Raw genomic sequence first — 26,250 nt, 5'->3', positions numbered from 1 at the left:
GTTTCTGTATCTGTTAGTGTTTAGGTCTATAGGCAATCCTATCGCAATAAGCTTCGCTTTATTCTCCTGTAATATGAATGAAAACATCACCGATGCTGTCAAAATGCAGACGATTGCAGGGATGTAATCAACCGCAATGATTAAATCGGTAACGTCTATCATAATGAGTAAGATAAATAGCGAGGTAACCATTCGCTTTTCTATGGTGTTGGATAAGTATTTGTGCGTATGCAAAGATAATTTTAAATGTTATACTCATTCGCACCTTTTGTTGGGAGTGGATGATCCATAATTAGTGCATGCCGAACCGCAATCCATCTACTTTTATGTTTTATCTTTGCGTAGAAATATGGGTCTTGTGCAACGGTTATGCGAACTATCCGCACAATCATCATAGTGCAGGCGGATTGTTGTTGCAGTTTGTTCATCTGAACGGTGGTTTTTTCCTTACCTCATAGATAGCTTGCAACCTATTTAAAGCATAAACTTGTTTTGCAGAAAACATCAATACGATTGGGAGATACATTGAATGGAAGATAGCTTAAGAAATAAAAAAATATCTTGGATTATCAATATCGGATTGGTAAGCAATCTTCTATTGGCTATTGCAAAGACAACTGCAGGTATACTTGGTCATAGCGCAGCCCTTTTGGCCGATGGTATCAACTCAACCTCCGATGTGGTTTACTATATCTTTGCTAAGATATTTATTGGCATGTCGCAGAAGCCTGCCGATAAGGAGCATCCATACGGCCATAAGCAATTCGAAAGCATTGCCACTATAGTTATTGGTGCATTTATTATAACCACCGCAATTGCTGTGCTGTGGGATGCCATTAATAAGACCTTCGATTACTTTGTCGGTAATTCTGATAATTTGGCAACGGGCGGATATACGCTTTACATTGCGTTAATCTCGGTGGTGGTAAAGATTGTGCTGGCCAAGATATCGTTTGGCGTGGCCAAAAAGGTAAACAATAGCACCGTAATGGCCATTGCCTACGATCATAGAAACGACATTATCTCTTCCTTGATGGCGGTGATAGGAATCGTGATGGGGAGGTTTGGCTACTACTGGGTGGATCCATTGGCGGGTGCGTTGGTTGCGCTCATTATCCTTCGAACAGGAATTAGCATAATAAACAGCTCGTCGCAGGAGCTAATGCTTACTACTCCCGACGATAAGATAGCTGATCAGCTAAAGGGGATAATTCTTAGAATACCCGAAGTTAAGGAGATTGAAATGATTAAGGCTACAATGCATGGCCCTTTCATGGTAATCAATCTTATTATTGGACTCGATGGCGCCATTTCGGTAAGGGAAGGCGACGCTATTGCCACTCAAGTAGAGAATGCGCTTTACAAAGCCAACGAATATATAAAGGAGGTTCATATCCACTACCATCCGGCAAAGTAGGGTCATCTATTTCATCTTCTCATTACCGGTATAGATACGCCAAACACCAAAGGCAAGTATAAGGATTGCCCCAATAGTAACAGAACCACCTAGGCTCAGCGAAAATAGGGTAAGCACTCCCATGATAATTACAATGGTGTAGCCAATTATTTTACTTTGCTTGCCACTACGCATAAGTTGCAATCGAAGCACTTCTACCTCTTCTTGCTTGAGGTTGTAGTTTTGCTTAACTTTCTCGTCTATCTCCTCTTCATCGAGGCCTTGCAGCTTTAGATCGGTAATGTAATCGAAGGCATCATCTTTATTCTGGTTTTCATCGGCAATAATATCGAAAATATTGATGCCGCTCTCTTTCATATCAAACTGAATTGAATTGAGCGATTCCCCTTGCTCCATCCGTTCGTTTATGTGTGATCTTAGCTCATCATCCGACATTTGGGCAAGGTTTTGCTTTTGCTTTATGCCTATAATGTATTCGCTAAGTATAAGCGCCTCCTCCTGCTTATTACGCCGGATTAATTCCTTTTGAATAATAGGAATATACTCGAGTTTTGTTCCTTCGGGCTGATAAGCAATAAAAATGATATCCTCATCGCTCATCTCGCTATAAATTTCTTCTCGGGTCTTAACATTCATGGTGTGCTATTTGGTTACAAAGATATAGAAAAAGAGTGATAGCTTAAATCTGATTCGGATGGCATGCTCTATTCATTTTGTTTGCACGTAACTTTTGGCTAAGTTTGGCTTATAAAAGGGAGAATCCCCAAACAAATCAACGATTAGGTGAAGCGAGTAGCATTTTTAACCCTGTTTTTGCTGTTTTCGGCCTCGCAATTTGCGCAGGATCGGATTGCTAAGCTTACCTATTCTATTGTTGATACCTCTAAAAACCAGACAGCGCAAGTAAAGTCCATCTATGGATGGATAACCCAGAATATTGCCTATGATGTGGGGCAGTATGAGAAGGTCAGTAATAAGTATCACACTCCCGAGCAGGTTCTTCATCGCCGAAAAGCACTTTGCCAAGGATACGCTGAACTCTTCAGCGAGATGTGTCGCAGAATTGGTGTCGAGTCTTATTTCATCAACGGCTATAGCAAGGGGTTTGGCTATGTAAAGGGCACGAATTTCCTCAAAGCCGATCATTCATGGAACATCTGCTATGCCGATTCTACTTATCTAATCATTGATGCTACATGGGGGAGTGGATTCTTGGACTATGAGTATTCCACCTTTTCGAAGATTCGTATTGCGCTCACCGGGTCGGAAGGAATACGCACTAAGCTAAAGTTTGTGCCAAAGCCCACCAACGATTACTTTGCCATTTTGCCCGAGAAAGCCATTAATACACACTTTCCACTCGATTCCAAATGGCAGCTGTTACCATTGGCTGTGCCCTATCGCACCTTTGCCTTCGATTCTTCACTTGTGGATAGCCCCATCGATTTTGAGGATATGTCCTACCAAACAAGGGTTAGCAATACGAACAATAACTGTTTTGTAGATGGTGTTAACAGCATTCGCTATAATCCTTACAACCATTTCGATATTGCGTATCAATACCAACGGCAAGCAAATACGTTAACTGTTGTCGATGAAAGCATTTTTGATACCTTGAAAATTCCTCTGGTAGATACTACTATTCGCTACTACGAACGATCGTTGGATTATATAAAGTCGTTTAGAACATTGCGGCGCGATACTTATTCTGATAAACGTCAGCAGCAGGGGCAGATATACCGCGATGCTAACCGAACGGTGCGGGCTATGGGACGTATTCCAAGCACACCCAACGGGAAGTATCCTCGGGAGGAAAAAAGGTTTCTTCGAATGGATAAATCGTTAACGAAAGCAACGCACGGGGCCGAGGCGGCCCGAAAGAGTTACGCTATGGGGGTTAGCTATTCCTTTGAGCCTCCATCAAAGCGCGACACATCTACTTTTGCCAACTTGCGCATGCAAATAGCGGCGAGTATTACAATTTATACAGAACAAGTGTTTATTGTAGAGAATAAGCTGAAGGATTTGGTAGTAATTCAGGGAGGCGATACCTTAACCAACGAGGGGATTATTCCCCATCTCGATAGCGCCACCACTTGCGTGCTCACCATAAGGCAATCGCTCGACGACATGAATGAGTTTGCGTTCTTTCGCCATTGCGATACCCTAAATGCTATATATAGCCGCTACGATACGGCCCTTGTTGCGAAAACCAAAGTGAAGGTGAACTTGGCACAATCTTTTGGTGAGTTGAGCCTAAGCTTTTCCCTTGCCGAAATGGCCCTGAAGAAAATCCTTCGCCATTACGAACGAATGGCAAAGAAGAGCGGAGATAATGAACATTATTCTGCCTTAGCAACGCCTATCGCCAAGCATCTTCACCAACTGTATGGTTATAAACGTGAAGCATTAGGTTTGATGGTGCGCAACAACTATTCGTGGCAGCTGCTCGCCGATAAGTTGGATAATGAGATTTCAGTTTATGGACCCAATGGCCTTGCCACTATCAATAGGCGGATGGAGTTGTTCTATAGCTTTGTGAGTAGCCGAAATACTCGAGTTTATGATAGTGATATTGACCAAACCGAGAGCATTAAAGATGCTGCCCGCTCAAACCTTTCTTTAGCGAAGGAACAGCAACGAGCGTTGAAGAAAATACAGCAAGCAAGTAGGAAGAAGAAGGGTAAGAAATAACCTGTAGGTTTTAAACAATATACTATGGGCATAAAAAGCACTGGTCGCAAATTAGCTATTACATCGATAAAATCATTTTAGTATAATGAATTGTTCCTAACGAGTATAGCTGGAATTGTTTTGACATAAAAAATGAAACCGCCCAATGCAGCATGCATCGGGCGGTTTTATTTAAGGATGAATTGGTGTTATATCTTCTCCACCGAAACTCTATTGTCGTCGCTATCGCGGTCGATGAGCTTATTCATAGGGTCGATACCGGCTATTTCGGGTTTGGAGTTTACGATAATTTCAAACCTATTGGTGCCAGGTATAACCTTATGCTTTTGCAGGTAGAGCAATTTGTCCTCCTTACCATCCTTAGCCATTACGCCAATGTCGATATAGTCGGCAAACTTAATCTCATGCTCTACACCGGTAGAGTCTGCACGAAGTTTTTGCGATTCCACTGTTAGCACCACCTTATACTTGCCGTTGGCTAGGGTTTCTACGGTAGCCGTTTTTGCCCTATTCGAGTAAAGAGTAATGGTTTCGAACAAATCCTTAATAAGATATTTAAGGCTGTCGGGTGTAGCTTCGCTCAGGTAGGGTAGGAACTGCGTTGAAACAGGGAATAGAGGCTCCTTGAATGCCCAGTCGGCAGTAAACTTGGCTAACGCCTTGTTTAGGTTTGCCTCTCCAATGTAATCGCGCAACGAATACATGGTTACACTACCCTTATTATAGTGAATGTATCCTTGGTTTTCGTTGAGGTATAGTGGGTTTTCCTTCTCCTTCTCATACTTGCGCGAGCCGAGGTATTTATCGAGTTCATACTTCAGGAACTTGCGCATCTTGGTTTTGCCATACTCCTTCTCCATAACCATTAAGGCGGAATACTGAGCCAAGGCTTCGCTCATGAGCGTGGCACCTTGAACGTTGGCACCACAAACTTGATGGGCCCACCACTGATGCGCAATTTCGTGTGCGGTAACGTAAAACACGTAATCGATATTAGTAGAATCGCGCAAATCGGCAATGAAACCAATATTCTCACTATACGGGATGGTTGCGGGGAAACTTTGTGCAAAGCTTGCATAGCGTGGAAACTCCACAATCCGTAGATACTTATGCTGGAAGGGGCTGAAGTTTGCTTGGAAGTAGTCTAAGCTCATTCGCATCGATTTAAACATCTTGTCGAGGTTGAACTCATGCCCCTTATGGTAAAGAACCTCCAACTTTATCCCTTTATACTCCTCGCGCTTTACCTCATAGCGTGCCGAAAGGAAGGAGTAGAAGTTGAGGATCTTGCCCTCGTGGTTGTAGCTGTAGTAGTTTCGGCCATTCTGCTTCCACTCTTTCACTAAATTACCCGGAGCAATAGCAATTTGATCGGCCGATGTGCTCACCGTAGTTCTAAATCGTATCCATCCACCATCGTTTCCAAGGTATGTATTACTCCACATGGTAGAATCGGTAATGAAGGCCATGCGCTGCTTTACCGGGAGCTTATACTTCTTACGCTTATCCTTATCGCCCAACTCTTGTCCTTCGTTATAGCCAATTGTGGGAAGAACTTCCTTGCTGTTTACAAAAGTGCCATTCTCTGCAACCTTTGGTTCGTTACTCGAATTGGAGGATCCAAGTTTCTTGTAGCTATACTTAAACACAAGAGGGATGCTATCGCCCGGTTGAAGCGGTTGATGCAGCTTGGCTGCGAAGATTCCATAGTAGCGATCAAGAACATCTACCTTGTCGCCGTTGAGGGTGAATTTCTCAATGGTTAATCCCGTGTTTGAAAGGTTTAGGTAAACGCTATCAATGGCAACACTAAATGTGTTTTTAAGGAAAAGCGTTCCGGCAATGTCTAGCTTGCCATCCGAAGGGAAGATGTCTACAAAAATGTTGGCATCAACAATCTTAGGCTGAGCTTTTTTCTCTATCCACTTATACTGTTGCTCAAACTTCACCGCCATCTTCTCCTGATGCTTCGAGGTTTCGAAGGAATTCAGGATATGGGTATTGTAGAAGATAAATGCACCCGATGCTAGAAAGATTACCCCAAGCACGGCAAAGGCCATTTTGATAGTTTTCGATTGGAATCGTGCCTTGGCTCTATGCCAAGCCGATTTTGTTCCAGTCTCAGTTCCTCTATTCCAAAACAGATTGGATAACAACCAAATCATTCCGGCAAAGGCACCCCAGTAGATGGTGAACCAAGCGATGGGTGCTAGAAATGCTCCATAGCCATTCATGTCGGAATAGGTATATCCAGGTATTGCATTCGGTCGTAGCAATCCATCTTCCAATCCAATAGAACTAAGCATACCGCTAATTATATAGTAGGCCATTACCATTACAAATCCCACAAACTTATTGGGCGATATGGTTTGGATAAACATGATTAGCGCGAGCAAAATGGCATAATCGGAAAACGAAATAAGGAATAGCCCGGTGAAGTATTGACTAAATTCGAAAACATAGTAGGATCGGCTAATTTGAACAACCAAGCAGGTTGCCATGATCACTCCCAGCAGTAGTAGCGTAACCAAAAGCATGGCGATATACTTCGATGCAAAGGTTGCCCAGGAGGGGACCGGTAGTGTATCGTATATCTGATTGAGCTTAACCGTGCGTTCCTTCCATATAAGTTCGCCACTGAAGAAGGTAAGGATGATGAGAATGAACAAAGTAAAACTACCACCCATCGATTCGAGCATAGAGTAGGTTACCGGATAAAATTCCGTGCTGTATCTTGAACCCGTGCTGATGGCCCCTGAGGCAATCAGTCCGATTCCAGCCAGTAAAATGGTTATAAACGCAATTTCGGTAACTGTGCTTTTGAAGTAGAGCCATGCCTGTTTAAACATAAGCTTTATGTAGGTCATCTGTCTGAAATTCTGTGCTAATCGAGGCAGAGTAAGCAATGGACCATTCTCATTAGCTACATTTAGGTCGCTTCCCTTCTTTGCTCTCGATTTGGGAACCGTAAAGGAGAACTTTCGATAGCTAACCCATAAGATCATAAAGCCTATACCAACCCACAGAAGCCTATTGAGGAAGAGATAAAGATCGGGTGTAAGGAACTGGGTATTGTATTCCACCACGGTCCAGTAGCGTGTCATCTGGCTAAGGGATATTAAGCCAAAAGGATCGAGCACCGAGGCCACCTTGATGTTGTCTAAATTGGATAAGAGATTAACGCTAATCAGATAGCCAATGAGCAGCACCACATTGCCAAGATAGCTATATACCATCTTCTTGGTTGTAGAAGAAAGTGCAAAGAATATGGCACCGGTAAAGAGGATGTTGGGGATTGCAAGAATGAAGAAGGGTTGGAAGTATGACCATAGCATGAATGGACCCATCTTATCCTCGTGCAAACCGAAGAGTTGCGCAATAGTAGTTCCAATCATCATTCCAATGGGAAGGGATAGAAATACAAAAATGGTCATGGCGAGCGAACCAAAGAATCGGCCACCGAGGTATTGCCATTTTGTAATGGGCATACTATAAATAAAGTGGTGCGTATCGTGTTCGTAATCGCGAATGATGGGGGTGCTCATCATGGCGGACGTCACCAACATCCCGAAGGCAGTAAAGATTGCGCTCATGATGGCAAACACAAACGGTGCATTCTTGTTGGCGGTGGCCGGAATCATGCCTATTGAGATGTTCTCAACGGTAAGCATGAGGATACATAGTATCAGGAAGAGCGCAAAGTAGATATAGGTGGCCGGTCGACTGAGCCTATACTTTATTTCGAATATGAATATTCTCCAAAACATGGCAGGTGGATTAATTAGCGTTTTTAACGTTCGAGAAGTAAACATCTTCGAGTGTAGCTTCGGTTTGGCTAAAGCCTTCGCCCGGATTACCATCCGCTACTACCGTAATCTCGATCTTTCCGCGCTGCAGACGGGTCGAAATTACCTCCATGTTACTATAACTTTCCAACGTATGCTTATCAATCAGCTTCCGATAAACCTTGCCATTGAGTATTTCGATGATTTCATCGGGTTTGCCCTTTAGTAGCACCTCACCAAAGTTGATAATTGCCATTTGGTTGCAAAGACTCTTCACGTCATCTATAATATGTGTGGAGAGGATTACAACTACATTCTCCCCAATCTCGCTAAGTAGGTTATGGAACCGGTTACGCTCGGTAGGGTCGAGGCCTGCGGTTGGTTCATCCACAATAATCAACTTTGGGCTGCCAATAAGTGCTTGAGCAATGCCAAATCGCTGCTTCATACCGCCCGAAAAGCCTCCCAAATTCTTCTTGCGGTGTTGGTATAGATTCGTTTTTTGAAAAAGCAGCTCCACCAGTTCCTTGCGTTCGCCCTTGGAGGTGATACCCTTCATCTCGGCAATGTGGTTAAGCAGCGTTTCGGCCGAAACTTTGGGGTAAAGACCAAATTCCTGGGGTAGGTAACCCAATATCTTGCGCACTTCGGGCTTGCAGTTTAGCATATCGAGGTCGTCGAGAAAGGCTGTACCACTGTCGGCATCCTGAAGGGTTGCAAGGGTGCGCATCAAGGTCGATTTTCCAGCGCCATTGGGGCCAACTAAACCGAACATTCCCGTATTTATTTCGAGCGATACGCTCTTTAAGGCCGTTGTGCCGTTGGCATAGGTCTTGCTTAGATCATCAATCTTTAGAATCATAGGATAGGCTGTTTTTATAGATAGTTAGTCGAACAGCTAGCCCCGAATGTTACATATTTTGAAAATAAACTTTAACAAATGAGTTATTATTCCAGTTTTATGGAGATTAATTTACTCCAGACCACACGGATTCAGGCTTGACAGCTCGATAAATGTCCGATCTGCACATAAATTAGAGTTTGGCTAACGTTGAAGATATTGCTACATGCAACGCTTTTTGCACAGAGCTGAAACTCACTAATGGAATGGATTAAATTGCCATATACATTAGCCCGTGGCTTCGCATATTGAACTATTCTTGAGGCGCGAGCAGCAGCTGCTTAGCACACAACTGCTTCTTGCGCCGCCTTAACAAAGTGGTGAGTAGAGAATTTCCCTCTTATTCTGCAATAACACCCGAACCTAACAGTTCCTCGCCATCGTACCATGAGGCAAATTGTCCGGGAGTAATGCCGCGCTGCGGTTCTTCAAAGGTTTGGTATAATCCCTCTTCGCGCATATGCAGCGAACCGTTCTGTAGCGGTTGGCGATAGCGAATACGCATGAGGTAGTCGCGCTTCTCGCCAACTTCCATCTTAAGATCGGGACGAATCCAGTGTATCTCATTGTTGGGGATGTGCAATGCCGAACGGAATAGCCCGGGATGGTTTTGCCCCTGACCTACATATACCACATTCTGCTCAATGCTGGTGGCAATGATAAAGAGCGGTTCGAGCTTACCGCCCACATTCAGCCCTTTGCGTTGACCAATGGTGTAGTACTGTGCTCCATTGTGGTTGCCTACCACCATACCATCTTCGGGTTTGTAGTAAATAGGTTTGGCAAGGGCTGCAAGGTTGCCTTCTTCCGGTTGAGGCAGGTTGCTATAGAAATCTTTGGCTATTTCAATGATCTTTCCAGCCTTTGGAGCCAATTTTTGCTGTAGGAATACGGGCAGATCAACCTTGCCTACAAAGCATATGCCTTGAGAATCCTTCCGCTCGGCAGTGGCTAAGCCCAATTCGCTTGCAATACGGCGCACCTCGGGCTTTAGCAAATCTCCAATGGGAAACATGGCATATTTTAGCTGCTCCTGCGATAGCTGGCAAAGGAAGTAGCTCTGGTCTTTGTTGGGATCGAGTCCTGCAAGGAGACGGTAGTATGTCTCACCATCTTTTGTAATCTCATCCTTGCGGCAGTAGTGACCGGTGGCTACAAAGTCGGCGTTGAGGCGCATAGCTGCCTTCATAAATACATCGAACTTTATTTCGCGGTTGCAAAGCACGTCGGGGTTTGGAGTGCGGCCTTTCTCATATTCGGCAAACATGTAATCGACTACTTTCTTACGGTAATCCGTGCTTAGGTCGATATACTCAAAGGGAATATCAAGCTTACGCGCCACCATTTCGGCAAACATTTGGTCGTCTTCAAATGGGCAATCACCATGAAGCAGCCCGGTGGTTTCGTGCCAGTTCTTCATAAACATACCAATCACCTCATAGCCCTGCTGCTTTAGCAAGTAGGCTGCAACGCTCGAATCAACTCCCCCCGAAAGGCCAACAACTACTCTTTTTCCCATTATCCGTTCACTCCTCGAAAATTCGGTGGCAAAGGTAACAAAAGCTATTCGAAAATGTGTTGGTAAATGAGTAGGCTAATTTGGCTGTTCGCTTAAACTCCCATTCAATAATGTTGGCATTATTTAATTTGTTCGAATTATTATTGTGAATATGATTTTAGAAACCACCATTTCTCACTGATGAGGCTGAATCATATCGACGTTGCTGCGTATATTAGATGCGATGAACGGTTGTAGTTTGGGTGGCCATAGCTCGCGCAGCTGGGCACCCGGTAGGTCGAAGCAGGCGTTGAAACGGCGTCTGTTCGAGCGCAGCGAGTTTCGACGTTTTAGCCTGCAAGACCTTTCCGGGTCAGCGAGCGAGCAAGGCCTTGACCTTTTTGCCTACTTTTTGTGTCAAGACAAAAAGTGGGTGGGGTTTGGGGCAACGCCCCGAAAATAGAGCCAACGCATCAAAACTCATTTTGCTGAGCGGCTGATGTAAAACTGTATAGATATAAAAGAAAATAGAGGCCGATTCTTCTTATGGAGCCTTTTTGAAATGTTAAACGCGAAATCACAGCAAATTATTAGTAAGAGTAATGGGTTTTGTTAGATTTGTATTTGGTTCTCCTTAATACCTGTTTATATGAAGCAAGTAATTCTTCTCTCTACTGCAATGCTTTTGCTTTTTGGCTGCACAAAATCCACTTTCGAAGCCGACAAGCTGGCTATTCAGCAGGCAATGGATAATCAGGAGCAATGCTGGAGCAGTGGCGATATTGATGGATTTATGTCCGGCTACTGGAAATCAGATAGCCTTAGGTTTATGGGCAAGCGTGGCATCACAAAGGGTTGGCAAACCACGCTCGATAACTATAAAAAATCGTACCCCGACAAGGCAGCTATGGGCAAGCTTGTTTTCGAGGTTGTTTCGTATGAACCGTTGAACCCCACACAAATGTTTGTTACCGGCAAATGGACTTTACTGAGAGAAAGAGACACGCTTGGCGGCTACTACTCCCTAATTTGGCGTAAGATTGATGGCGATTGGAAGGTTGTGTTTGACCATACCAGTTAATAGCGACTGTTGCAAGGTGCTGTCCTCCGATTAAACCCGTTTTACCCTTTTTCTATCTTGTGTTTTGCTTTCGAACTGATCTACTTCTTCGAACTCAACGCCTATTGCTTTCCTTTTTAATTAGCATATCTGTGCTGTAAGCAATTTCCAAAGTCCCTCCTTGCTTTTGTTTACAATATCTTAACATTAGAACCCTATTACTTAAGGTAAAGTTAACGACTTCATAATTTTGGAGCAACTTGCATAGTATTACTTTGCATCAGGAAAAAACGCAAAACTAAACCTTTATGCAAAAACGTTTAAATCTGTTCATCGTTGCTTTGCTCGCATTCTCCGTAAATGCTATAGCGCAGGATTCAACCAATCCGGTTGATACGCTAACCAGCTATGTTGAGAAGATGAATACGGTCATTACCAATATGCAGAAGTTAAAAGTTTCGGGATATATTCAGTTTCAGTATCAAAAGGCCGACTCGATGGGTGTTAAATCCTTTGCAGGTGGCGATTTTGATGCTAAAACCGATAGCCGATTTGCCCTACGCCGCGGCCGAGTAAAGTTTGCCTATGCAGGAACCCTTAGCAACTACGTGTTGCAATTTGATGTTACCGAAAAGGGACTAGCCATTAAGGATGCCTATATAAACTTCACCGATCCATGGTTACAGGCCTTAACCATTACTGGTGGTGTGTTTAATCGTCCATTCGGATACGAAATAGCCTACTCATCATCGCAGCGCGAAAGTCCGGAGCGTGCCAGGTTTACCCAAACGCTCTTCCCCGGCGAACGTGACCTCGGCGGAATGCTCACCTTCCAAATGCCAAAAGTATCGAGATGGAACTTCATTAAAGTGGATGCCGGATACTTTACGGGTAACGGAACCAACCCTGAATTCGATAAGAAGAAGGATTTTATTGGGCGTATCGGAATTGTGAAAGCAACCTCTAGCGAGACTATTCGATATGGCTTAGGATTATCTTACTACAATGGCGGTGTTTATCAGGGAACCAAGGCTGCCTACGTGATGAGCGATGCAAGCGGAGTTCAAGTCTTTTCAAAACTAGCTGCCGACACTACTGTGGGTTCCTTCCTCAAGCGGGAATATAAGGGAATCGATGCACAGCTAACCGTGGAATCTTTTCTAGGGTTAACTACCATGCGCGGTGAGTATGTATTCGGTATCCAACCCGGCCAGAGCAAATCGTCTACCAGCCCCACCACCGACTTTACCAAGGTAACTGCTCCGGCAACCGTGCCCGACGCTTATGTGCGCAAATTCAATGGTGCCTATGTTTATTTCGTTCAATCCATTGCCAATACCCCGCTTACTTTGGTTGCCAAATACGATATCTACGACCCCAACACCAAGGTTAAAGGTGACGAGGTTGGAGCATCAGCCACTGGCATGAAGGCTACAACCGCTGCCGACCTTAAATATACCACGTTAGGATTGGGAGCCGTCTTTGCCGTATCGAACAACGTAAAGTTAACGGCATACTACGACATGGTAAAAAACGAAACGAGCAGTAATCTTTCGGGATATACCAAGGATTTAAAGGACAATGTATTCACCTTCAGAATGCAATATAAATTTTAACAAGAGTTAAATACTAAAACATAAAACTATGAAAAGATTAGTTGTTGTATTAATCGCGCTAGCCTTTGCATTCAATGGCCAAGCCCAGAAAATTAAAGGTAGCGATACCATGCTTCCGCTATCGCAGAAAGAGGCTGAAGTATTCATGAAGAGCAACCGTAGTGCAAAGGTAACAGTAACCGGTGGAGGTAGCGGTGTTGGCATTGCCGCCCTCATCGATAATACTTGCGATTTAGCCCAAACATCCCGTAAAATAAAAATGGATGAGAAAATTAAACTCCAGGAAGCTGGTGTAACCTACAAAGAGGTTATTGCCGCCTACGATGCACTAGCAGTGGTTGTAAACCCTAGCAATAAGGTAAGCCAGCTTACCCGCGAGCAGCTCGAGGGGATCTTTATTGGAAAGATTAAGAACTGGAAAGAGGTTGGAGGGGATGATGCTAAGATCATTGTTTACTCCCGCGAAACCAGCTCCGGCACTTATGAGTTCTTTAAGGATCATGTGATGAATAAGAAAAATTTCGCCTACGATGTGCTGAATTTGCCTGCCACCGGAGCTATTATCCAGAGCGTCAGCCAAACCAAGGGAGCTATAGGATATGTGGGGCTCGCTTACATCAGCAAGGAGGTTAAAGCCATTAAGGTTTCCTTTGATAAAGGGAAAAACTACATCGAGCCCTCAATGGCTACGGCAAAGAATAAAACCTATCCGGTTATCCGACCACTCTACTACTATTACAATACTAAGGTAAGCGCTCAGGTAAAACCGTTTATCACCTTTGTTCTCTCAACTGAGGGGCAAAAAATAGTTGAGCAAATTGGATATGTGCCATTGTAATATTTGTTAATAGGGGTATTACAACCATTGGGGCTTTAAATGCCTCAATGGTTATACCCATTTAAACGTAAAAGATGACAAAGTCATTCCGTAAAAACCTATTTGAGAAGATCATCGAGGGCATCCTTGCGCTCAGCGGGAGTATAACCAGCCTTACGGTGCTTCTTATTGTTGTCTTTCTTTTCAAGGAGGGGTTTGGTTTATTCAGTCAAAGTCCAATAGAAAGCAGCTATGTGCTCGTGGTAAATAAATCGAATCCTATCACCAAAATCGATTCCAAGCATGTAATGCAGATATTCGACCAGGAGATTACCAACTGGGAGTCAATGAGCGGGAAGAAAGATTCCATCATTCTGCTTCGGATGGAGGATGTAAGCACATACTATTCCGATGAGCAAATTGGCGAAAACCTCGAGAATCTACCCGCCTGTGTCAGTAATCTTACCGACAGCCTTACCGGAGTGATTGCCTTTGTGCCAAAAACCTATATCAAGGCAGGTTTTAAAGGGAAAGTGATTGAACCGGTAAACATTTCGGGGAAGGAGTTTTTCCTAGGGAAGGAGTGGTATCCTACGGCCGAACCCGCGGCACAATTTGGAATTCTGGCGCTGCTCTTAGGAACTCTGTGGGTTAGCCTTGGGGCAATACTGCTCTCCCTTCCTTTAGGACTGGCGGTGGCTATCTATATGGCCGAGATTGCTGATTCGAAAGTGAGGAATACTTTCAAGCCGCTCATCGAACTACTAGCCGGAATTCCTTCGGTTATCTATGGTTTCTTTGGATTGGTGGTGATTGTTCCCCTTATTCAGAAAGTATTCAACCTACCCGTTGGCGAAACGGCCTTGGCGGGAAGCATTATTCTTGCCATTATGGCCTTGCCTACCATCATAACCATTGCCGAGGATTCGCTGCGCACAACTCCTCGCGCCATGAAGGAGGCAAGCCTCGCCTTGGGAGCAAGCCGCTGGCAAACCATCTACCGGATTGTGATTCCCTACTCAATATCGGGAATTACAGCGGCCGCTATTCTTGGAATAGGTAGGGCAATTGGCGAAACCATGGCCGTGCTAATGGTTACTGGAAATGCTGCGGTTATTCCACATACGTTTCTGGAGCCGGTAAGAACAATCCCGGCTACCATTGCCGCGGAGTTGGGCGAATCTTCGCAGGGAGGGCTTCACTACCAGGCACTATTTATCCTGGGAAGCATCCTCTTTATCATTACGCTAATAATCAATCTCACCGTTGAGTATGTATCATCGCGGAATAAGCTAGCAAAAAGGTAATCTGAATATATTATGATGTCAGATAAGAGAAGAAAAAATCAAAAAAGTAAGCGGCGGAGCGAGCAAATTGCCTTCGGAATATTCCGCGCCATGAGCCTTCTGGTGGTTGGTATACTCTTTGTCATTCTTGGATTTATTGTGATAAAGGGAATATCGGTAATCAGCTGGGATTTCCTCACCAAGATGCCCGAGGATGGGATGACTGCGGGAGGTATTTATCCGGCAATCATCGGCACCCTTTGCCTCATTGGTGGAAGTATCCTTTTCAGCTTTCCGGTTGGAGTGCTGTCGGGTATATACATCAACGAGTATGCAACCAATGGGAAGCTGGTGCGGTTTATCCGGTTAATGACCAACAACCTTGCGGGCATCCCCTCCATAGTTTTCGGACTCTTTGGGATGTCGCTCTTCGTAAATACGCTGGGGTTTGGCGATTCAATCCTTGCCGGTTCATTGACACTTGGCTTAATGACCCTACCCGTGGTAATTCGAACCACCGAGGAGGCATTGAAGTCGGTGGATAACTCGTTCCGGCATGGCAGCTATGCGCTGGGGGCCTCAAAGCTCCAAACCGTTAGAAGGGTAACGCTGCCCATTGCCTATCCAAACATCATTACGGGATTAATCCTTTCCATTGGACGCGTATCGGGCGAAACGGCCCCAATCCTGTTCACCGTGGCGGCTTACTTCCTACCCAAATTGCCCTCGAGCGTATTCGATCAGGTAATGGCGCTTCCATATCACCTTTACGTTTTGGCCACAAGCGGTACCGACATCGAAAAATCTCGGCCAATGGCGTACGGAACTGCCCTAGTGCTTATCATGCTGGTATTAATCCTAAACCTGATGGCAAACGGTCTCCGCCGATACTTCAGTAAAAAAGTTAAAATGAACTAAACATGGCAAAGATAGAAACCATAGATGCCAATTTGAATTACGGCGAATTTCATGCGCTAAAAAACATCTCCATGCAAATGGAGGAGAATACTGTTACTGCCCTAATCGGCCCGTCGGGCTGTGGTAAGTCTACCTACCTTAGGCTTTTCAATCGTATGAACGACCTTATCGACAACGTTAAAATCTCAGGCCAAGTTTTGGTGGACGGGGAGGATATCTACGGTAAGAACGTAAGCGTGGATGATCTCCGCATTAAGGTTGGTATGGTATTTCAGAAGCCCAACCCATTCCCCAAGAGCATATTTGAGAACGTGGCCTACGGACTTCGGGTGAATGGGGAGAGAAACAAATCGTTTATTGAGGATAAGGTGGTTCAATCGCTCAAGCAATCGGCCCTTTGGGACGAGGTCTCCGATAAGCTGAACAAATCGGCCTTCGAACTCTCTGGTGGACAACAGCAGCGCCTTTGCATTGCCCGGGCGCTAGCTATTTCGCCTTCGGTAATCCTAATGGATGAGCCTGCATCGGCGCTCGACCCGCTCTCAACGGCCAAGATTGAGGATCTCATTCACGAGCTGAAAAAACAGTATACCATCGTAATTGTTACTCACAATATGCAGCAGGCATCGAGGGTAAGCGATTATACTGCCTTCTTTTACCTGGGCGAGCTGGTTGAGTATGGCGCAACCGTAGAAATATTTACGAAACCAAAATTAAAGCATACCGAAAACTATATCACCGGAAGGTTCGGATAGCAAATAGCTACTGTGCGTTTTTGATTTTTAGGCTTCTCGTTAGTATACTATTTAACAAGATTAATGAATGTCTAATCGCATGAATACCTAAGGGCCGATAGCCTTACTTTTAATGCCATATATCTAATCTGTTTTTTAATGAATTAACATCAAATAGACAAAACTATGACACACCTAGATACCGAGCTTATTAAGCTAAAACAGGAGCTGTTCGAAATGTGGTCGTTGGTAATTTCGCAGGTTGAAACCTCCCGCGAGGCTATTATGAACTACGACAAGGGTGCTGCGTCCGAAATTGCCTTTAAGGAGCGGATGGTTGATAGCTACGAGCTGCGCCTCGATCGCGATTGTGAAAATATCATTGCGCTATATAATCCGGTGGCCACCGATTTGCGTTTGACGCTAGCCATCTTGAAGATAAATACCGATCTGGAACGGATTGGTGACTTTGCTCGTGGTCTTGCAAAGTTTGTGCAGAAATGCAACAAGGAGAGTCTTAACCCAAAGCTGCTGGAGGTGTGCCAAATTGACGATCTTATAAAGAATGCCGTGGGCATGCTTACCGACGCAAAGAAGGCCTTTGAGTTCGAAAACTCGAGAATGGCGATAAGCATCTTTTCGCACGATGATTTTATCGATGAGGTGCAAAAAAAGGCCAATAAAATTATTGCCGATTACATTATCAAGAACCCCGAAGAGATTGATGAGGCCCTGAACATGCTTATTAATATCCGGAAAGTGGAGCGGATTGGCGATCACTGTAGCAACATTGCCGAGGCAATTGTATTTTACCTCGATGCAAAGGTTCTAAAGCATAGCGGGAAAAAGAAGAGTGAATAATGCATCAGGCCGTTTCTATTACAAACGGCCTTTTTTGCCTTTCGTTTAGTATCTTTTATTTTTTCAGTGGCTTTGTAAGCGTAACTACCTCTTTGAATAATCCTTGCTTGAGTAGTTTTACCAGCTGTTCCTTGGTGGGCTTGGCAATATAATGGTCAATATTGCCTTCGGCATCCTTCGTGGCGGTGAGGGAAGGGGTTAGGTCGGTAAGCTACAAATCAGTTCGAGTTAAAAGTATGCGCTCTTCTGTCAACAGAGAAAACACATATCGGGCTTACAGCCCTAAGTAATAGTTAGATTTGGATTACACAGGGCTGCGCCCAGTGCTCTTACATATTGGCCTTACAGGCCGAAGGGTTAGTTGGGAGAAGAAGGGACGAAGTCCCGAAAGGTAATAGCACAGGTTGGAGCGAAGCGTAAACCTGTGTAAGCAATAGCCGCAGCACAAAGCCCTGCAAGGGCGATAGGTTATTTTTTTTGTTGGGGCAATGCAATGTCTAAAACTATTCGAAAAGTGCACCGTTTTGCAATTTGTTATCAGTTCGATCTCCTCCGGCTCCGTAAAAGGAAGATTGAATAGGTAGGTTATTTCCGCAACCTGTTAATTATTTAGTGCAGCTAACCGTTGTATATCGAAGCCTCCAGAGGAGGTAAACGTTGGTAGGTATAAAAGGGTGTAAACCGTTTGCACGCCGTAGGTGTGCCACATTGTATCTGGTTGCGTTTATTATGGGTGTATGCCCAAACGGCGCAATATTGTGATGTGCATTTGGCAAATGCGGAGCGCGCCGAGGTATTGTTGGGTATTGTTGCGTTTCTACCATAATGTGGTGCCTACGGCACCGGGTTGGTTTGCAAGGTGTGATGGTTTTGGTCATGGTAGTTTTAAGGTTGACAACTTACCTATCTCCTCTTGCTCCTCCAATGGAGGAGTGACTGGATTGTTAGGCTGTCCTCATCTTTAGCAAGTCACCCTTCCCTTTGGGAAGGGACGGGGTTAGGTCGGTCAACTGCAAAATAGCACATCAGTTGCATTACAACCTACCATCTTTAACCACAGAGGTCACGGAGAAAAAACAACACGGAGAACACAAAGGGTGCATTGTATATTCATTCCCACAAAGTCAATTTTACCGCCGCTCTTCCTTCTCAATTTCGGCAATAATTTTTTGGGCTTCCTTAGTAATTAACTCATACGCGGCCTTGCTCGATTGCGCCATATTGAGGGTAACCGAAAGGATTGCTCTAAGCTTCGGATCAAATAAAAATTCCCTTTCTTGTTTATCAGCCTCTTCGATCGAATAATCGGTAATTCGGGATACACTGGCATTGTAGTATTTATCGACTTCCAAAAGTGATGGGATCTTTTGCTGATAGTATGATAGTATAAGTTTTTTCAACTTCTTGTTTTCAATATACCCAATCTTTCCGCTCGATTTAAACCCTTCATAGTTACCATCGCTACTTCTTCGTAGAATTATGTGTGCCGACATCATTTCCGACAAAAAAGTATCGCCCCGAGGGCCTCTCGCTATGCTATCGTACTGCTTTTTACTGAGTTTTTCTATATAGCTAAAGTCGGTAATAACTTGCGATAGGCTAGCATTTGCCTTCGCCATCATTCTTATATTGTCTGTTATGTCTGTCTTAATATCGGCAAGAAATTCTTTAACCTCTTGTTGTTGATTTTTATATTGACTTCGGCCTTGCAGCCAGATGGAGATGGTAACACCAAATACAATGATGATAATTTCAATGACAATTGTTTGGATTTTCCCCTTGATGGAGCGTTTTGCATTTCTCAGAATGCCTGAAACTGTTCTCGATTGCTCTATTTCTTCTTCTTGCATAGTTGTTCTGTTGTAGATGCGATATGACTTTGTGTGGCTATGAGCTATTTCGTTGCCAGGCTAAGACAAATCTACTGTTTCCTTTCCAATAATATCCAATCTGTTTTATGATTTGATTCTGTTTTTAGACATATTATAGCCTTTATGGCTTATTTAGTCTCCACGGGATTGATCGTATTGTTTTTTGCCTACAACGTTTGGATGTTGCAATTTGGGCTCATGCATACAGCGCGCACTTACTTTCGGCGGGTTTTATTTTACTCTTCATCTTGCTTTTTTTGTCGTTCGTCATTCTACTTGTAATCTCATTCATATCCGTTAAACTTATGGTGGCAACCCTCGTCCAACGCTCGTCTTTAAATTGATACTATGAGGAAGTTAGTTGTTTTAACCTTGATTGCCTTTGGGTTTTGCTCCTGTTACGCACAGGAAAATTCTCTGGCAATTTCGCTGCAGAATGATTCCATCGTTATTGCGTCGCTCTATAAATCGGCTCTTACCAGCAGTGGTGGTTACGACAATCTTCGGGAATTAACCAGCAAGGCTCCACATCGATTGGCTGGTTCGGAGGGATGTGCCAATGGCATAAAGATTCTATTCAACCAGCTAAAGGCATTAAATCCCGATACTGTTTACCTTCAACCGGCCATGGCACTGCCTTGGTTGCGAGGGGAGAAGGAGGTTGTATATATTGAACTACCAAAAGGTAAACGAATACTACTGCATGCATCGGCTTTAGGGGGTTCGGTAGGAACTGGTCTTAAAGGCTTAGCTGCAGAGGTTGTTGAGGTAAAGAGTTTTGAAGAGCTAAAAGCCTTGGGCGAAGCAAATGTAAAGGGCAAAATAGTTTTCTATAACCTTGCAATGGATCCAGCGCTATTCAACCCTGGCGAAGGCTACGGACGGGCTGCTTTTCAGCGCACCGCTGGAGCCTCGGAAGCCGCCAAGTATGGTGCCATTGCTACGCTTGTTCGTTCCCTCACCAATAGAATAGATACTTTTCCACATACCGGTGTAATGCGCTATGCCGATACTACGAATATGATCCCGTCGGTGGCTATTAGCACTTTCGATGCGGAGTTGCTGAGCACTAGGCTCAAGAGCGACCCCACGCAGCGCGTGTTTATACGCACTACCTGTAAGTCGTTGCCTGCGGTGGTGAGCTACAATGTTATTGCCGAACTAAAGGGTGGCGAAAAACCCGAAGAGATCATTACCATTGGAGGCCATCTCGATTCTTGGGATCTCGGGGAAGGTGCACACGACGATGGTGTGGGCTGTATGCACGCCATGGAGGTAATAAGGCTATTTAAGCAGAACGGTATCCAACCCAAGCGCACGATTCGGGTGGTTCTTTTCCTTGATGAGGAGACGCATCAGGTAGGCGCAAAAGCCTATGCCGCATCGGTTAAAGATAAGGGTGAGAAAATTTATGTAGGTATTGAATCCGATAGTGGCGGCGGAGCTCCAAAGGGATTTGGCATGTCGGCTAGTCCAGCACAAATGGAGTCTTTTAGGCAGCTAATGGGCATTTTGGCGCCCTACGACCTCTATCAGCTGCGCAATGGCGGTGGTGGTGTAGATGTTGGCTTTTTAAAGCCATTGGGTGTTCCCACCATGAATGTGCTGCCAAGTCCGCACCGCTATTTTTACTATCATCATAGCGCCTTCGATACCTTTAAAGAAATTGATATGCGGGAAGTTCAGCTTGGCTGTGCCGCGCATGCTGCGTTAGTTTATCTGATCGATAAATACGATACTTTGGGCAGTTAGGCCAAAGTTAGGGTGAGTTAGGGAGGGCCTACTGCATTGCAGTAGGCCCTTGTTTGTTGGTAACGCTTTGTCTTATTCGAATTTCACATCCAGACCTGTCTTAATTTACCATCGATTCGTTGTTGCAATATTCCGTTGGGAATATCTATTTCGTTCCTGGCATAAATAATTCAGGATGCTTTAGGTGAAAGCCTTGCTTCTGTTGAAAGGCCCAACCAATTTCCAGTAGGTTTGCTTCGTTATACCAATCGGCAATAAAGGTGATGCTGGTTGGCATTCCACGCTTATCGAAACCATCGGGTAAGCAAAGTGCTGGATGGCCAGTGAGGTTGGTGGCGAGTAGTTGGTTACCACCAAAACTCGGGCAGACGATGATGTCCACCTGTTGGAATAGTTTTGTGAACTCCTGAATAAGATGGGTGCGGATACGGTTTGCCTGAATATACTCGGTGGCGGGTATCAATCGAGCGGTTCTAAAAATGTTGGGCCAAGAGTTTTTAGTCTGAAGAACCATACGGTTGTCGAGGTTGGTTAGGGTAAGATCCGAGAAGGCTGCCGCCGCCTCTGCTTCTAAGATGATGGAGAGGGCATCCACAGGAATATTATTGGGTAGGTTTACCGCAATCAATTCATAGCCCATCTGCTTCATGGTCTCTAGCGCCAAGAAATCGTTGGCATTGCTATCCTTCTTTTCCGTAAAGAGTGACGCTACATAGCCAATTCTCAACGCCTTGTTTGCTTTACCTAGGTTGAGGTTAAAGGGTTTGTTTTCCAGTGTGATGTCTTTCCCGTCAGGGCCTTTGATGGCATCAAATACAATGGCTGCATCTTGTGCCGTGCGGCAAATAGGTCCAATCTTATCCATTGTCCACGAAAGGGCCATGGCTCCGGTGCGGCTAACCCGCCCAAAGGTTGGGCGAAGACCGGTAACACCACATACGGTAGAGGGGGAGACTATCGATCCCCATGTTTCGGAGCCAATGGAGAATGCAACTAACCCCGCAGAGGTGGCTGATGCTGGGCCTGCCGAGGAGCCGCTAGAGCCTTCGTTTGTATTCCATGGATTACGCGTTTTACCCCCAAACCAAACATCGTCCATGGCCAATTCGCCTAACGATAGCTTTGCCACGAGAATGGCTCCGGCCGAGTCGAGTTTGGATATTACTGAAGCTGTTTCCATAATCATTTGGCTACGGTATATGGGCGACCCCCACGTGGTAGGATGTGTTTTTAGGGCAAGTAGATCTTTCACTCCGTAGGGAATGCCATGAAGTGGACCTCTATATTTCCCTGCGGCAATCTCCTTGTCGGCTTGCTTTGCTTGGGCTAGGGCAGTTTCTTCAAGCAAAGTGATTACTGTATTCAATTTTTGATCGTATTTCTTTATCCTCCCAAGGTAGAGCTTCGTAAGTTCTACCGATGTTATCTTTTTTGACTTCATCAGCGACGATAGTTCAGCCACGGAGAAGAAACAGAGGCTTTCGCGATTGCGAGGAACCTGTATTACTTTGGGCAGACCAAAATTAATCGGTTCTTGAATAGTTGGCGTAGGGTAGTTTGCCGGTACAGGCGCGAAAATGGTGGCAGGTGCCGTGGAATTATTCAACGGATAGGCATGAATGGCTTTATACTTTTCCCTATTCGATAGAACTCCCTCTACCATCGAATCCCTTTCGGTACGGGTAAAAGATAGATCGAGTAGCTGCGATGCCAACTCTATGCTTTTTATAGGATTGGTGCGATAGGCAATAAGAAGTATTGCATTAAAAACTAGCGAGACTATCAGAAAGGAAAGAATTATGGTCAAACGAATACGCTTCTTCTTCATAATTTACATTTTTAATAGTGGATAGGTTCGATGCTGCTGTTTGCTAAGCACAAGTTAAGCCGAATTGTTTTATTGGACGTTTTTTTGTCGAAAAAAATTGATGTTTGAAGTTTTTGTAAGCTAAATACCTCTATCCATTTGGTATCAAATGTAGTAATGTGTTGGATAAAATCAACGCTTTTGGCTAGGAATAACTTCCATCAATTTTTTTTTTCACTATAGATTTCGTTGCATTGCAGTATTTTGCTATTTTGTTCTGAATTAGAGCAGACTACCGCAGGTTGATGGGTTGTGGATTGTAATTGGAACGTGGCAGAATTGCGATAATATATAGCTCGAATGCGCTATATTGGTAATAGATTGTAATGACCTAACCTAAAGCTATAACAACCCAAAATGAGTAAAAACTTAACGATTAAAGTTCCTGATGCATGGGGATCGCGCGTGGGACTAGTGCTGGCAATGGCCGGTAATGCAGTTGGATTCGGAAATTTTCTACGGTTTCCGGTCCAAGCGGTTCAGAATGGAGGAGGAGCATTTATTATTCCTTACCTGGTGAGTTTGCTGATTCTAGGATTGCCGCTAATTCTTATTGAATGGTCTACTGGGAGATATGGAGGCTCCTTTGGTTACCATTCCACACCTCTAATGATGCGTAAGATGGGCCGCAAAGCGATTTGGATGTATGTAGGGGTTTTCGGTATCTTCAGCAATATTGCCATTGCCTCCTACTACTGCTACATGGAGAGCTGGACCATGTCCTACGTATTCCATTCGGTTGTGGGAACATTCAATGGAATGGATCAACATCAGGTTGCTTCTTTCTTTAGTGGCTATCTCGATGTAACAACGTCCACCACCGGAATTCCGTTTGAGGCTATTGTGTTTTTCCTCCTTTGTCTCTCTCTAAATGTGTGGATTTTAAGTAAAGGTTTAAGTGGGGGTATTGAGAAAGCGGCCAAAATTGGTGTTCCATTGCTTATTGTATTCGGAATTTTTCTCGCCATTAAAGGAATTACGCTTAAAGCGGGCCACGACGGGGCTGTTTTTGATGGATTGAAGGGTTTGAATTTCCTTTGGACACCTGAGTTTTCATCGCTTGCGAACCCTAAAGTGTGGCTTGCAGCAGCAGGGCAGATATTCTTTACCCTTTCGGTTGGAATGGGCTGTATTCAGGCTTATGCTTCGTATGTAAAAAAGGATGATGACATAGCTTGCAATGCTATGTCGGCTGGATTCATGAATGAATTTGTGGAGATTGTATTGGGTAGTTCCATCATTATCCCAATTGCGGTTGGCTATTTTGGTATCGATAGGGTAATCGAACTTACCCACATGGGGGGATTGGGGTTAGGCTTTAGAACAATGCCCTTTCTTTTTGCTCAATGGGGTCCGGTGATGGCTGCACTCTCTGGTGTTGCCTTCTTTGGTTTGCTCTTCTTTGCGGGAATTACCTCGTCGTTGGCTATGGGCACGCCTGTTGTTGGCTTTTTTCAAGATGAGTTTGGCTGGCGCAAAGGACGTGCAGCGATTGGTTTTGGAGTAATAATCCTAATTATTGGATTGCCTACAGTACTTTTCTTTCAACAGGGTGTATTTGATGAATATGACTACTGGGCCGGAACGGTGGCACTATTTGTTTTCGCCATGTTCGAATCGATAATGTTTGCTTGGGTGTTTAAACTCGATAAGGGCTGGGCCGAAATTACTCGCGGCTCCGATATTCGCGTCCCACTATTTTTTAGATTTACCTTGAAATATATTACTCCAGTTGTGCTTATTGTTGTATTCGTTGCATCCTTAATTAGACCAGCAAACGACGATTGGAGTAAGATAAGTGTCACTGGTTGGTCGCTACATAGCGAGAGTATTCTTGGCCAAATTAGCCATCAGGGAGGTGGTCCGAACAATACCTATTTTGCCACCAACTTTTACTCCGAAGTGGATGGGATGGTAGTAGGATTGGTGAAGGAAAATAGCAGAAACTTCTTGCAAATTCAGAGCTCTGTTGGCTCACCTACCAACTATTTGGTTGAGGATGACTACAAGATTGTTGTTCAGCCGGGAGAACACGTTTCAGTGGGGTCACCTATATTCGAGGGAGGGGTAACTAACAAGATATTCTATAGCGATATGGCTCGGATCTTCTTGGCTTCCCTGTTTTTACTGATTTGCTTCATGGTCTACTATGCATACAGGAAGCGGGTAAGAGAAAATACTCTTTAATTGGGTTGAACCGATCGATAAACGTAGTTTTATATTTTTACTGCAAACAAATAAGAAGAAAAAATGAATACATCGGCAATTATAACCCTAGTGTTGGTTTGGGGTGTGGTCATTAGCCTCACGGTTTTCTTTTTTATAAAGATACTAAGAGCTAAGAAGTAAGCCATTTCTGCAAGTTGAGTAGCGGCACTATTCTTCTTGATATAGAGGGGGTTTTGCCTTCGATAATACCTTATCCGTTGCTATTATTTCGGTAGCGGATGAGGTTTTTTTGTAAGCAGACTGTATTGATAGGATACTGAACTAAACCTTCGGCAGAGCAAAGAGTGTTTTCGGTTCGCTTGTGCTAAGGATTATAAGTTTACCGTTTAATACCAATGGTTTTCTTCCTCAATTTTCAAGATTCCTCTATGTAAAATATTTCTTGCCATTACCGAATAATATACTGTAATGCGAACTATATTTGGCGGTTCAAATTTTATATGGTTTATGAAGTATAATCATGAGTTGGCTGGTTCTCTTCGAACTTTGCACCTTGTTTTTTTAATGGGATCCCTTTCTTTTCTGATTATTTCAATGTCTTTTTCTAGCGAAATTAGCCGTTTGTTAAATAGCCCTAAGTATTATAGTGAATCAGCAATTGTAAGCAGCCTTGCAACTGTTGGGTTCTTAACTATAGGTAACTCGCAGTTCAATAAGCTTGCTGTTGATGGGGAAACACTGGATGTGGATGAGCGCTATTTCTCATATAAGCGTGCGATGTTTAACCAGTTTGTGTTGGCCAATATCGTTATGGTTATGCTTGGGGTTCTATATATGGTTTTTAATCGCGGATTATTTATTGCCGAAGCATTTGGGGTCATCGGTATTCAGCTGGCCTTGTTTCCCACAAAACGGCGATTAGTAAGAGTGCTTAAGTTGGAAAAGAGTTAGATTTTTCTCGTAAAATATAAAGAGACGCAATTAACGCGTCTCTTTTTTTTGCT

The 26,250-nt window shown here is 44.2% G+C and carries 19 protein-coding genes; 12 read left to right on the top strand and 7 right to left on the bottom strand.

What is annotated here, in order from left to right; translation table 11 throughout:
- Positions 1–242: 242 nt before the first annotated feature.
- Positions 243–428, bottom strand: a complete 186-nt coding sequence (locus BLS65_RS17940) for a hypothetical protein (RefSeq protein WP_125869787.1) — start codon at positions 426–428, stop codon at positions 243–245.
- A 101-nt stretch (positions 429–529) separates the two neighbouring features.
- Here BLS65_RS17940 and BLS65_RS06145 point away from each other — a divergent pair, with 101 nt between their 5' ends.
- Entirely contained in the window at positions 530–1,417 is an 888-nt protein-coding gene (locus BLS65_RS06145; protein ID WP_092436995.1) for a cation diffusion facilitator family transporter, read from the top strand.
- A 6-nt stretch (positions 1,418–1,423) separates the two neighbouring features.
- On the opposite strand, the gene BLS65_RS06140 is transcribed toward BLS65_RS06145, so the two are convergent.
- The gene (locus tag BLS65_RS06140) at positions 1,424–2,053 is read right to left on the bottom strand and encodes a hypothetical protein (protein WP_092436993.1); all 630 of its coding nucleotides are present in this window, start codon (positions 2,051–2,053) and stop codon (positions 1,424–1,426) included.
- A 147-nt stretch (positions 2,054–2,200) separates the two neighbouring features.
- Here BLS65_RS06140 and BLS65_RS06135 point away from each other — a divergent pair, with 147 nt between their 5' ends.
- A complete protein-coding gene (locus BLS65_RS06135; RefSeq protein ID WP_092436991.1) occupies positions 2,201–4,111 on the top strand; it encodes a transglutaminase domain-containing protein in 1,911 nt (636 codons plus the stop codon).
- 188 nt (positions 4,112–4,299) lie between these two features.
- On the opposite strand, the gene BLS65_RS06130 is transcribed toward BLS65_RS06135, so the two are convergent.
- From BLS65_RS06130 to mnmA, 3 genes are all read right to left on the bottom strand, one after another.
- Positions 4,300–7,878: an ABC transporter permease/M1 family aminopeptidase gene (locus BLS65_RS06130; RefSeq protein ID WP_170830013.1), complete on the bottom strand. Its 3,579-nt coding sequence runs from the start codon at positions 7,876–7,878 to the stop codon at positions 4,300–4,302.
- A gap of 10 nt (positions 7,879–7,888) precedes the next feature.
- Positions 7,889–8,758, bottom strand: coding sequence for an ABC transporter ATP-binding protein (locus tag BLS65_RS06125; RefSeq protein ID WP_092436987.1), 870 nt, complete (start codon positions 8,756–8,758; stop codon positions 7,889–7,891).
- A 379-nt stretch (positions 8,759–9,137) separates the two neighbouring features.
- Positions 9,138–10,316 (bottom strand): tRNA 2-thiouridine(34) synthase MnmA, encoded by a 1,179-nt coding sequence (gene mnmA, locus BLS65_RS06120; RefSeq protein ID WP_092436985.1) that lies wholly within the window; start codon positions 10,314–10,316, stop codon positions 9,138–9,140.
- A 628-nt stretch (positions 10,317–10,944) separates the two neighbouring features.
- On the opposite strand from mnmA, the gene BLS65_RS06110 reads away from it, so the two are divergent.
- The 7 genes from BLS65_RS06110 (at position 10,945) to phoU (ending at position 17,587) form a co-directional block, all read left to right on the top strand.
- Positions 10,945–11,376 carry a YybH family protein gene (locus BLS65_RS06110; protein ID WP_092436981.1) on the top strand — a complete coding sequence of 144 codons (432 nt, stop codon included), beginning with the start codon at positions 10,945–10,947 and terminating at the stop codon, positions 11,374–11,376.
- Between the two features lie 287 nt (positions 11,377–11,663).
- Entirely contained in the window at positions 11,664–12,971 is a 1,308-nt protein-coding gene (locus tag BLS65_RS06105; RefSeq protein ID WP_092436978.1) for a hypothetical protein, read from the top strand.
- A 28-nt stretch (positions 12,972–12,999) separates the two neighbouring features.
- Positions 13,000–13,809 carry a phosphate ABC transporter substrate-binding protein gene (locus BLS65_RS06100; RefSeq protein WP_092436976.1) on the top strand — a complete coding sequence of 270 codons (810 nt, stop codon included), beginning with the start codon at positions 13,000–13,002 and terminating at the stop codon, positions 13,807–13,809.
- Between the two features lie 74 nt (positions 13,810–13,883).
- A complete protein-coding gene (gene pstC / locus BLS65_RS06095) occupies positions 13,884–15,095 on the top strand; it encodes a phosphate ABC transporter permease subunit PstC (RefSeq protein ID WP_092436974.1) in 1,212 nt (403 codons plus the stop codon).
- 15 nt (positions 15,096–15,110) lie between these two features.
- Positions 15,111–15,992, top strand: coding sequence for a phosphate ABC transporter permease PstA (gene pstA / locus BLS65_RS06090; RefSeq protein WP_394331451.1), 882 nt, complete (start codon positions 15,111–15,113; stop codon positions 15,990–15,992).
- Between the two features lie 2 nt (positions 15,993–15,994).
- Positions 15,995–16,747 (top strand): phosphate ABC transporter ATP-binding protein PstB, encoded by a 753-nt coding sequence (gene pstB, locus BLS65_RS06085; protein WP_092436970.1) that lies wholly within the window; start codon positions 15,995–15,997, stop codon positions 16,745–16,747.
- 165 nt (positions 16,748–16,912) lie between these two features.
- Entirely contained in the window at positions 16,913–17,587 is a 675-nt protein-coding gene (gene phoU, locus BLS65_RS06080; RefSeq protein WP_092436968.1) for a phosphate signaling complex protein PhoU, read from the top strand.
- Positions 17,588–18,717: 1,130 nt separating this feature from the next.
- Here phoU and BLS65_RS06075 read toward each other — a convergent pair.
- A complete protein-coding gene (locus tag BLS65_RS06075) occupies positions 18,718–19,437 on the bottom strand; it encodes a hypothetical protein (RefSeq protein ID WP_092436966.1) in 720 nt (239 codons plus the stop codon).
- A gap of 369 nt (positions 19,438–19,806) precedes the next feature.
- On the opposite strand from BLS65_RS06075, the gene BLS65_RS06070 reads away from it, so the two are divergent.
- Entirely contained in the window at positions 19,807–21,210 is a 1,404-nt protein-coding gene (locus tag BLS65_RS06070; protein ID WP_092436964.1) for a M20/M25/M40 family metallo-hydrolase, read from the top strand.
- A gap of 145 nt (positions 21,211–21,355) precedes the next feature.
- Here the strand turns inward: BLS65_RS06070 and BLS65_RS06065 are convergent, their stop codons facing one another.
- Positions 21,356–23,038, bottom strand: a complete 1,683-nt coding sequence (locus BLS65_RS06065) for an amidase (RefSeq protein ID WP_092436961.1) — start codon at positions 23,036–23,038, stop codon at positions 21,356–21,358.
- A 396-nt stretch (positions 23,039–23,434) separates the two neighbouring features.
- Between BLS65_RS06065 and BLS65_RS06060 the strand changes: the two genes are divergently transcribed.
- Both BLS65_RS06060 and BLS65_RS06055 read left to right on the top strand, forming a co-directional pair.
- A complete protein-coding gene (locus BLS65_RS06060) occupies positions 23,435–25,264 on the top strand; it encodes a sodium-dependent transporter (protein WP_092436959.1) in 1,830 nt (609 codons plus the stop codon).
- A 450-nt stretch (positions 25,265–25,714) separates the two neighbouring features.
- A complete protein-coding gene (locus BLS65_RS06055; RefSeq protein WP_092436957.1) occupies positions 25,715–26,197 on the top strand; it encodes a hypothetical protein in 483 nt (160 codons plus the stop codon).
- Positions 26,198–26,250 lie beyond the last annotated feature (53 nt).

The organism is Williamwhitmania taraxaci (assembly GCF_900096565.1).
Lineage (GTDB): Bacteria > Bacteroidota > Bacteroidia > Bacteroidales > Williamwhitmaniaceae > Williamwhitmania > Williamwhitmania taraxaci.
This window is presented reverse-complemented; position numbering and strand designations above follow the sequence as displayed.

Bases quoted from the DNA above. Each gene is read 5' to 3' on its own strand.
- BLS65_RS17940 (WP_125869787.1), bottom strand. From the start codon at position 428: ATGAACAAACTGCAACAACAATCCGCCTGCACTATGATGATTGTGCGG.
- BLS65_RS06145 (WP_092436995.1), top strand. From the start codon at position 530: ATGGAAGATAGCTTAAGAAATAAAAAAATATCTTGGATTATCAATATC.
- BLS65_RS06140 (WP_092436993.1), bottom strand. From the start codon at position 2,053: ATGAATGTTAAGACCCGAGAAGAAATTTATAGCGAGATGAGCGATGAG.
- BLS65_RS06130 (WP_170830013.1), bottom strand. From the start codon at position 7,878: ATGTTTTGGAGAATATTCATATTCGAAATAAAGTATAGGCTCAGTCGA.
- BLS65_RS06125 (WP_092436987.1), bottom strand. From the start codon at position 8,758: ATGATTCTAAAGATTGATGATCTAAGCAAGACCTATGCCAACGGCACA.
- mnmA (WP_092436985.1), bottom strand. From the start codon at position 10,316: ATGGGAAAAAGAGTAGTTGTTGGCCTTTCGGGGGGAGTTGATTCGAGC.
- BLS65_RS06110 (WP_092436981.1), top strand. From the start codon at position 10,945: ATGAAGCAAGTAATTCTTCTCTCTACTGCAATGCTTTTGCTTTTTGGC.
- BLS65_RS06105 (WP_092436978.1), top strand. From the start codon at position 11,664: ATGCAAAAACGTTTAAATCTGTTCATCGTTGCTTTGCTCGCATTCTCC.
- BLS65_RS06100 (WP_092436976.1), top strand. From the start codon at position 13,000: ATGAAAAGATTAGTTGTTGTATTAATCGCGCTAGCCTTTGCATTCAAT.
- pstC (WP_092436974.1), top strand. From the start codon at position 13,884: ATGACAAAGTCATTCCGTAAAAACCTATTTGAGAAGATCATCGAGGGC.
- pstA (WP_394331451.1), top strand. From the start codon at position 15,111: ATGTCAGATAAGAGAAGAAAAAATCAAAAAAGTAAGCGGCGGAGCGAG.
- pstB (WP_092436970.1), top strand. From the start codon at position 15,995: ATGGCAAAGATAGAAACCATAGATGCCAATTTGAATTACGGCGAATTT.
- phoU (WP_092436968.1), top strand. From the start codon at position 16,913: ATGACACACCTAGATACCGAGCTTATTAAGCTAAAACAGGAGCTGTTC.
- BLS65_RS06075 (WP_092436966.1), bottom strand. From the start codon at position 19,437: ATGCAAGAAGAAGAAATAGAGCAATCGAGAACAGTTTCAGGCATTCTG.
- BLS65_RS06070 (WP_092436964.1), top strand. From the start codon at position 19,807: ATGAGGAAGTTAGTTGTTTTAACCTTGATTGCCTTTGGGTTTTGCTCC.
- BLS65_RS06065 (WP_092436961.1), bottom strand. From the start codon at position 23,038: ATGAAGAAGAAGCGTATTCGTTTGACCATAATTCTTTCCTTTCTGATA.
- BLS65_RS06060 (WP_092436959.1), top strand. From the start codon at position 23,435: ATGAGTAAAAACTTAACGATTAAAGTTCCTGATGCATGGGGATCGCGC.
- BLS65_RS06055 (WP_092436957.1), top strand. From the start codon at position 25,715: ATGCGAACTATATTTGGCGGTTCAAATTTTATATGGTTTATGAAGTAT.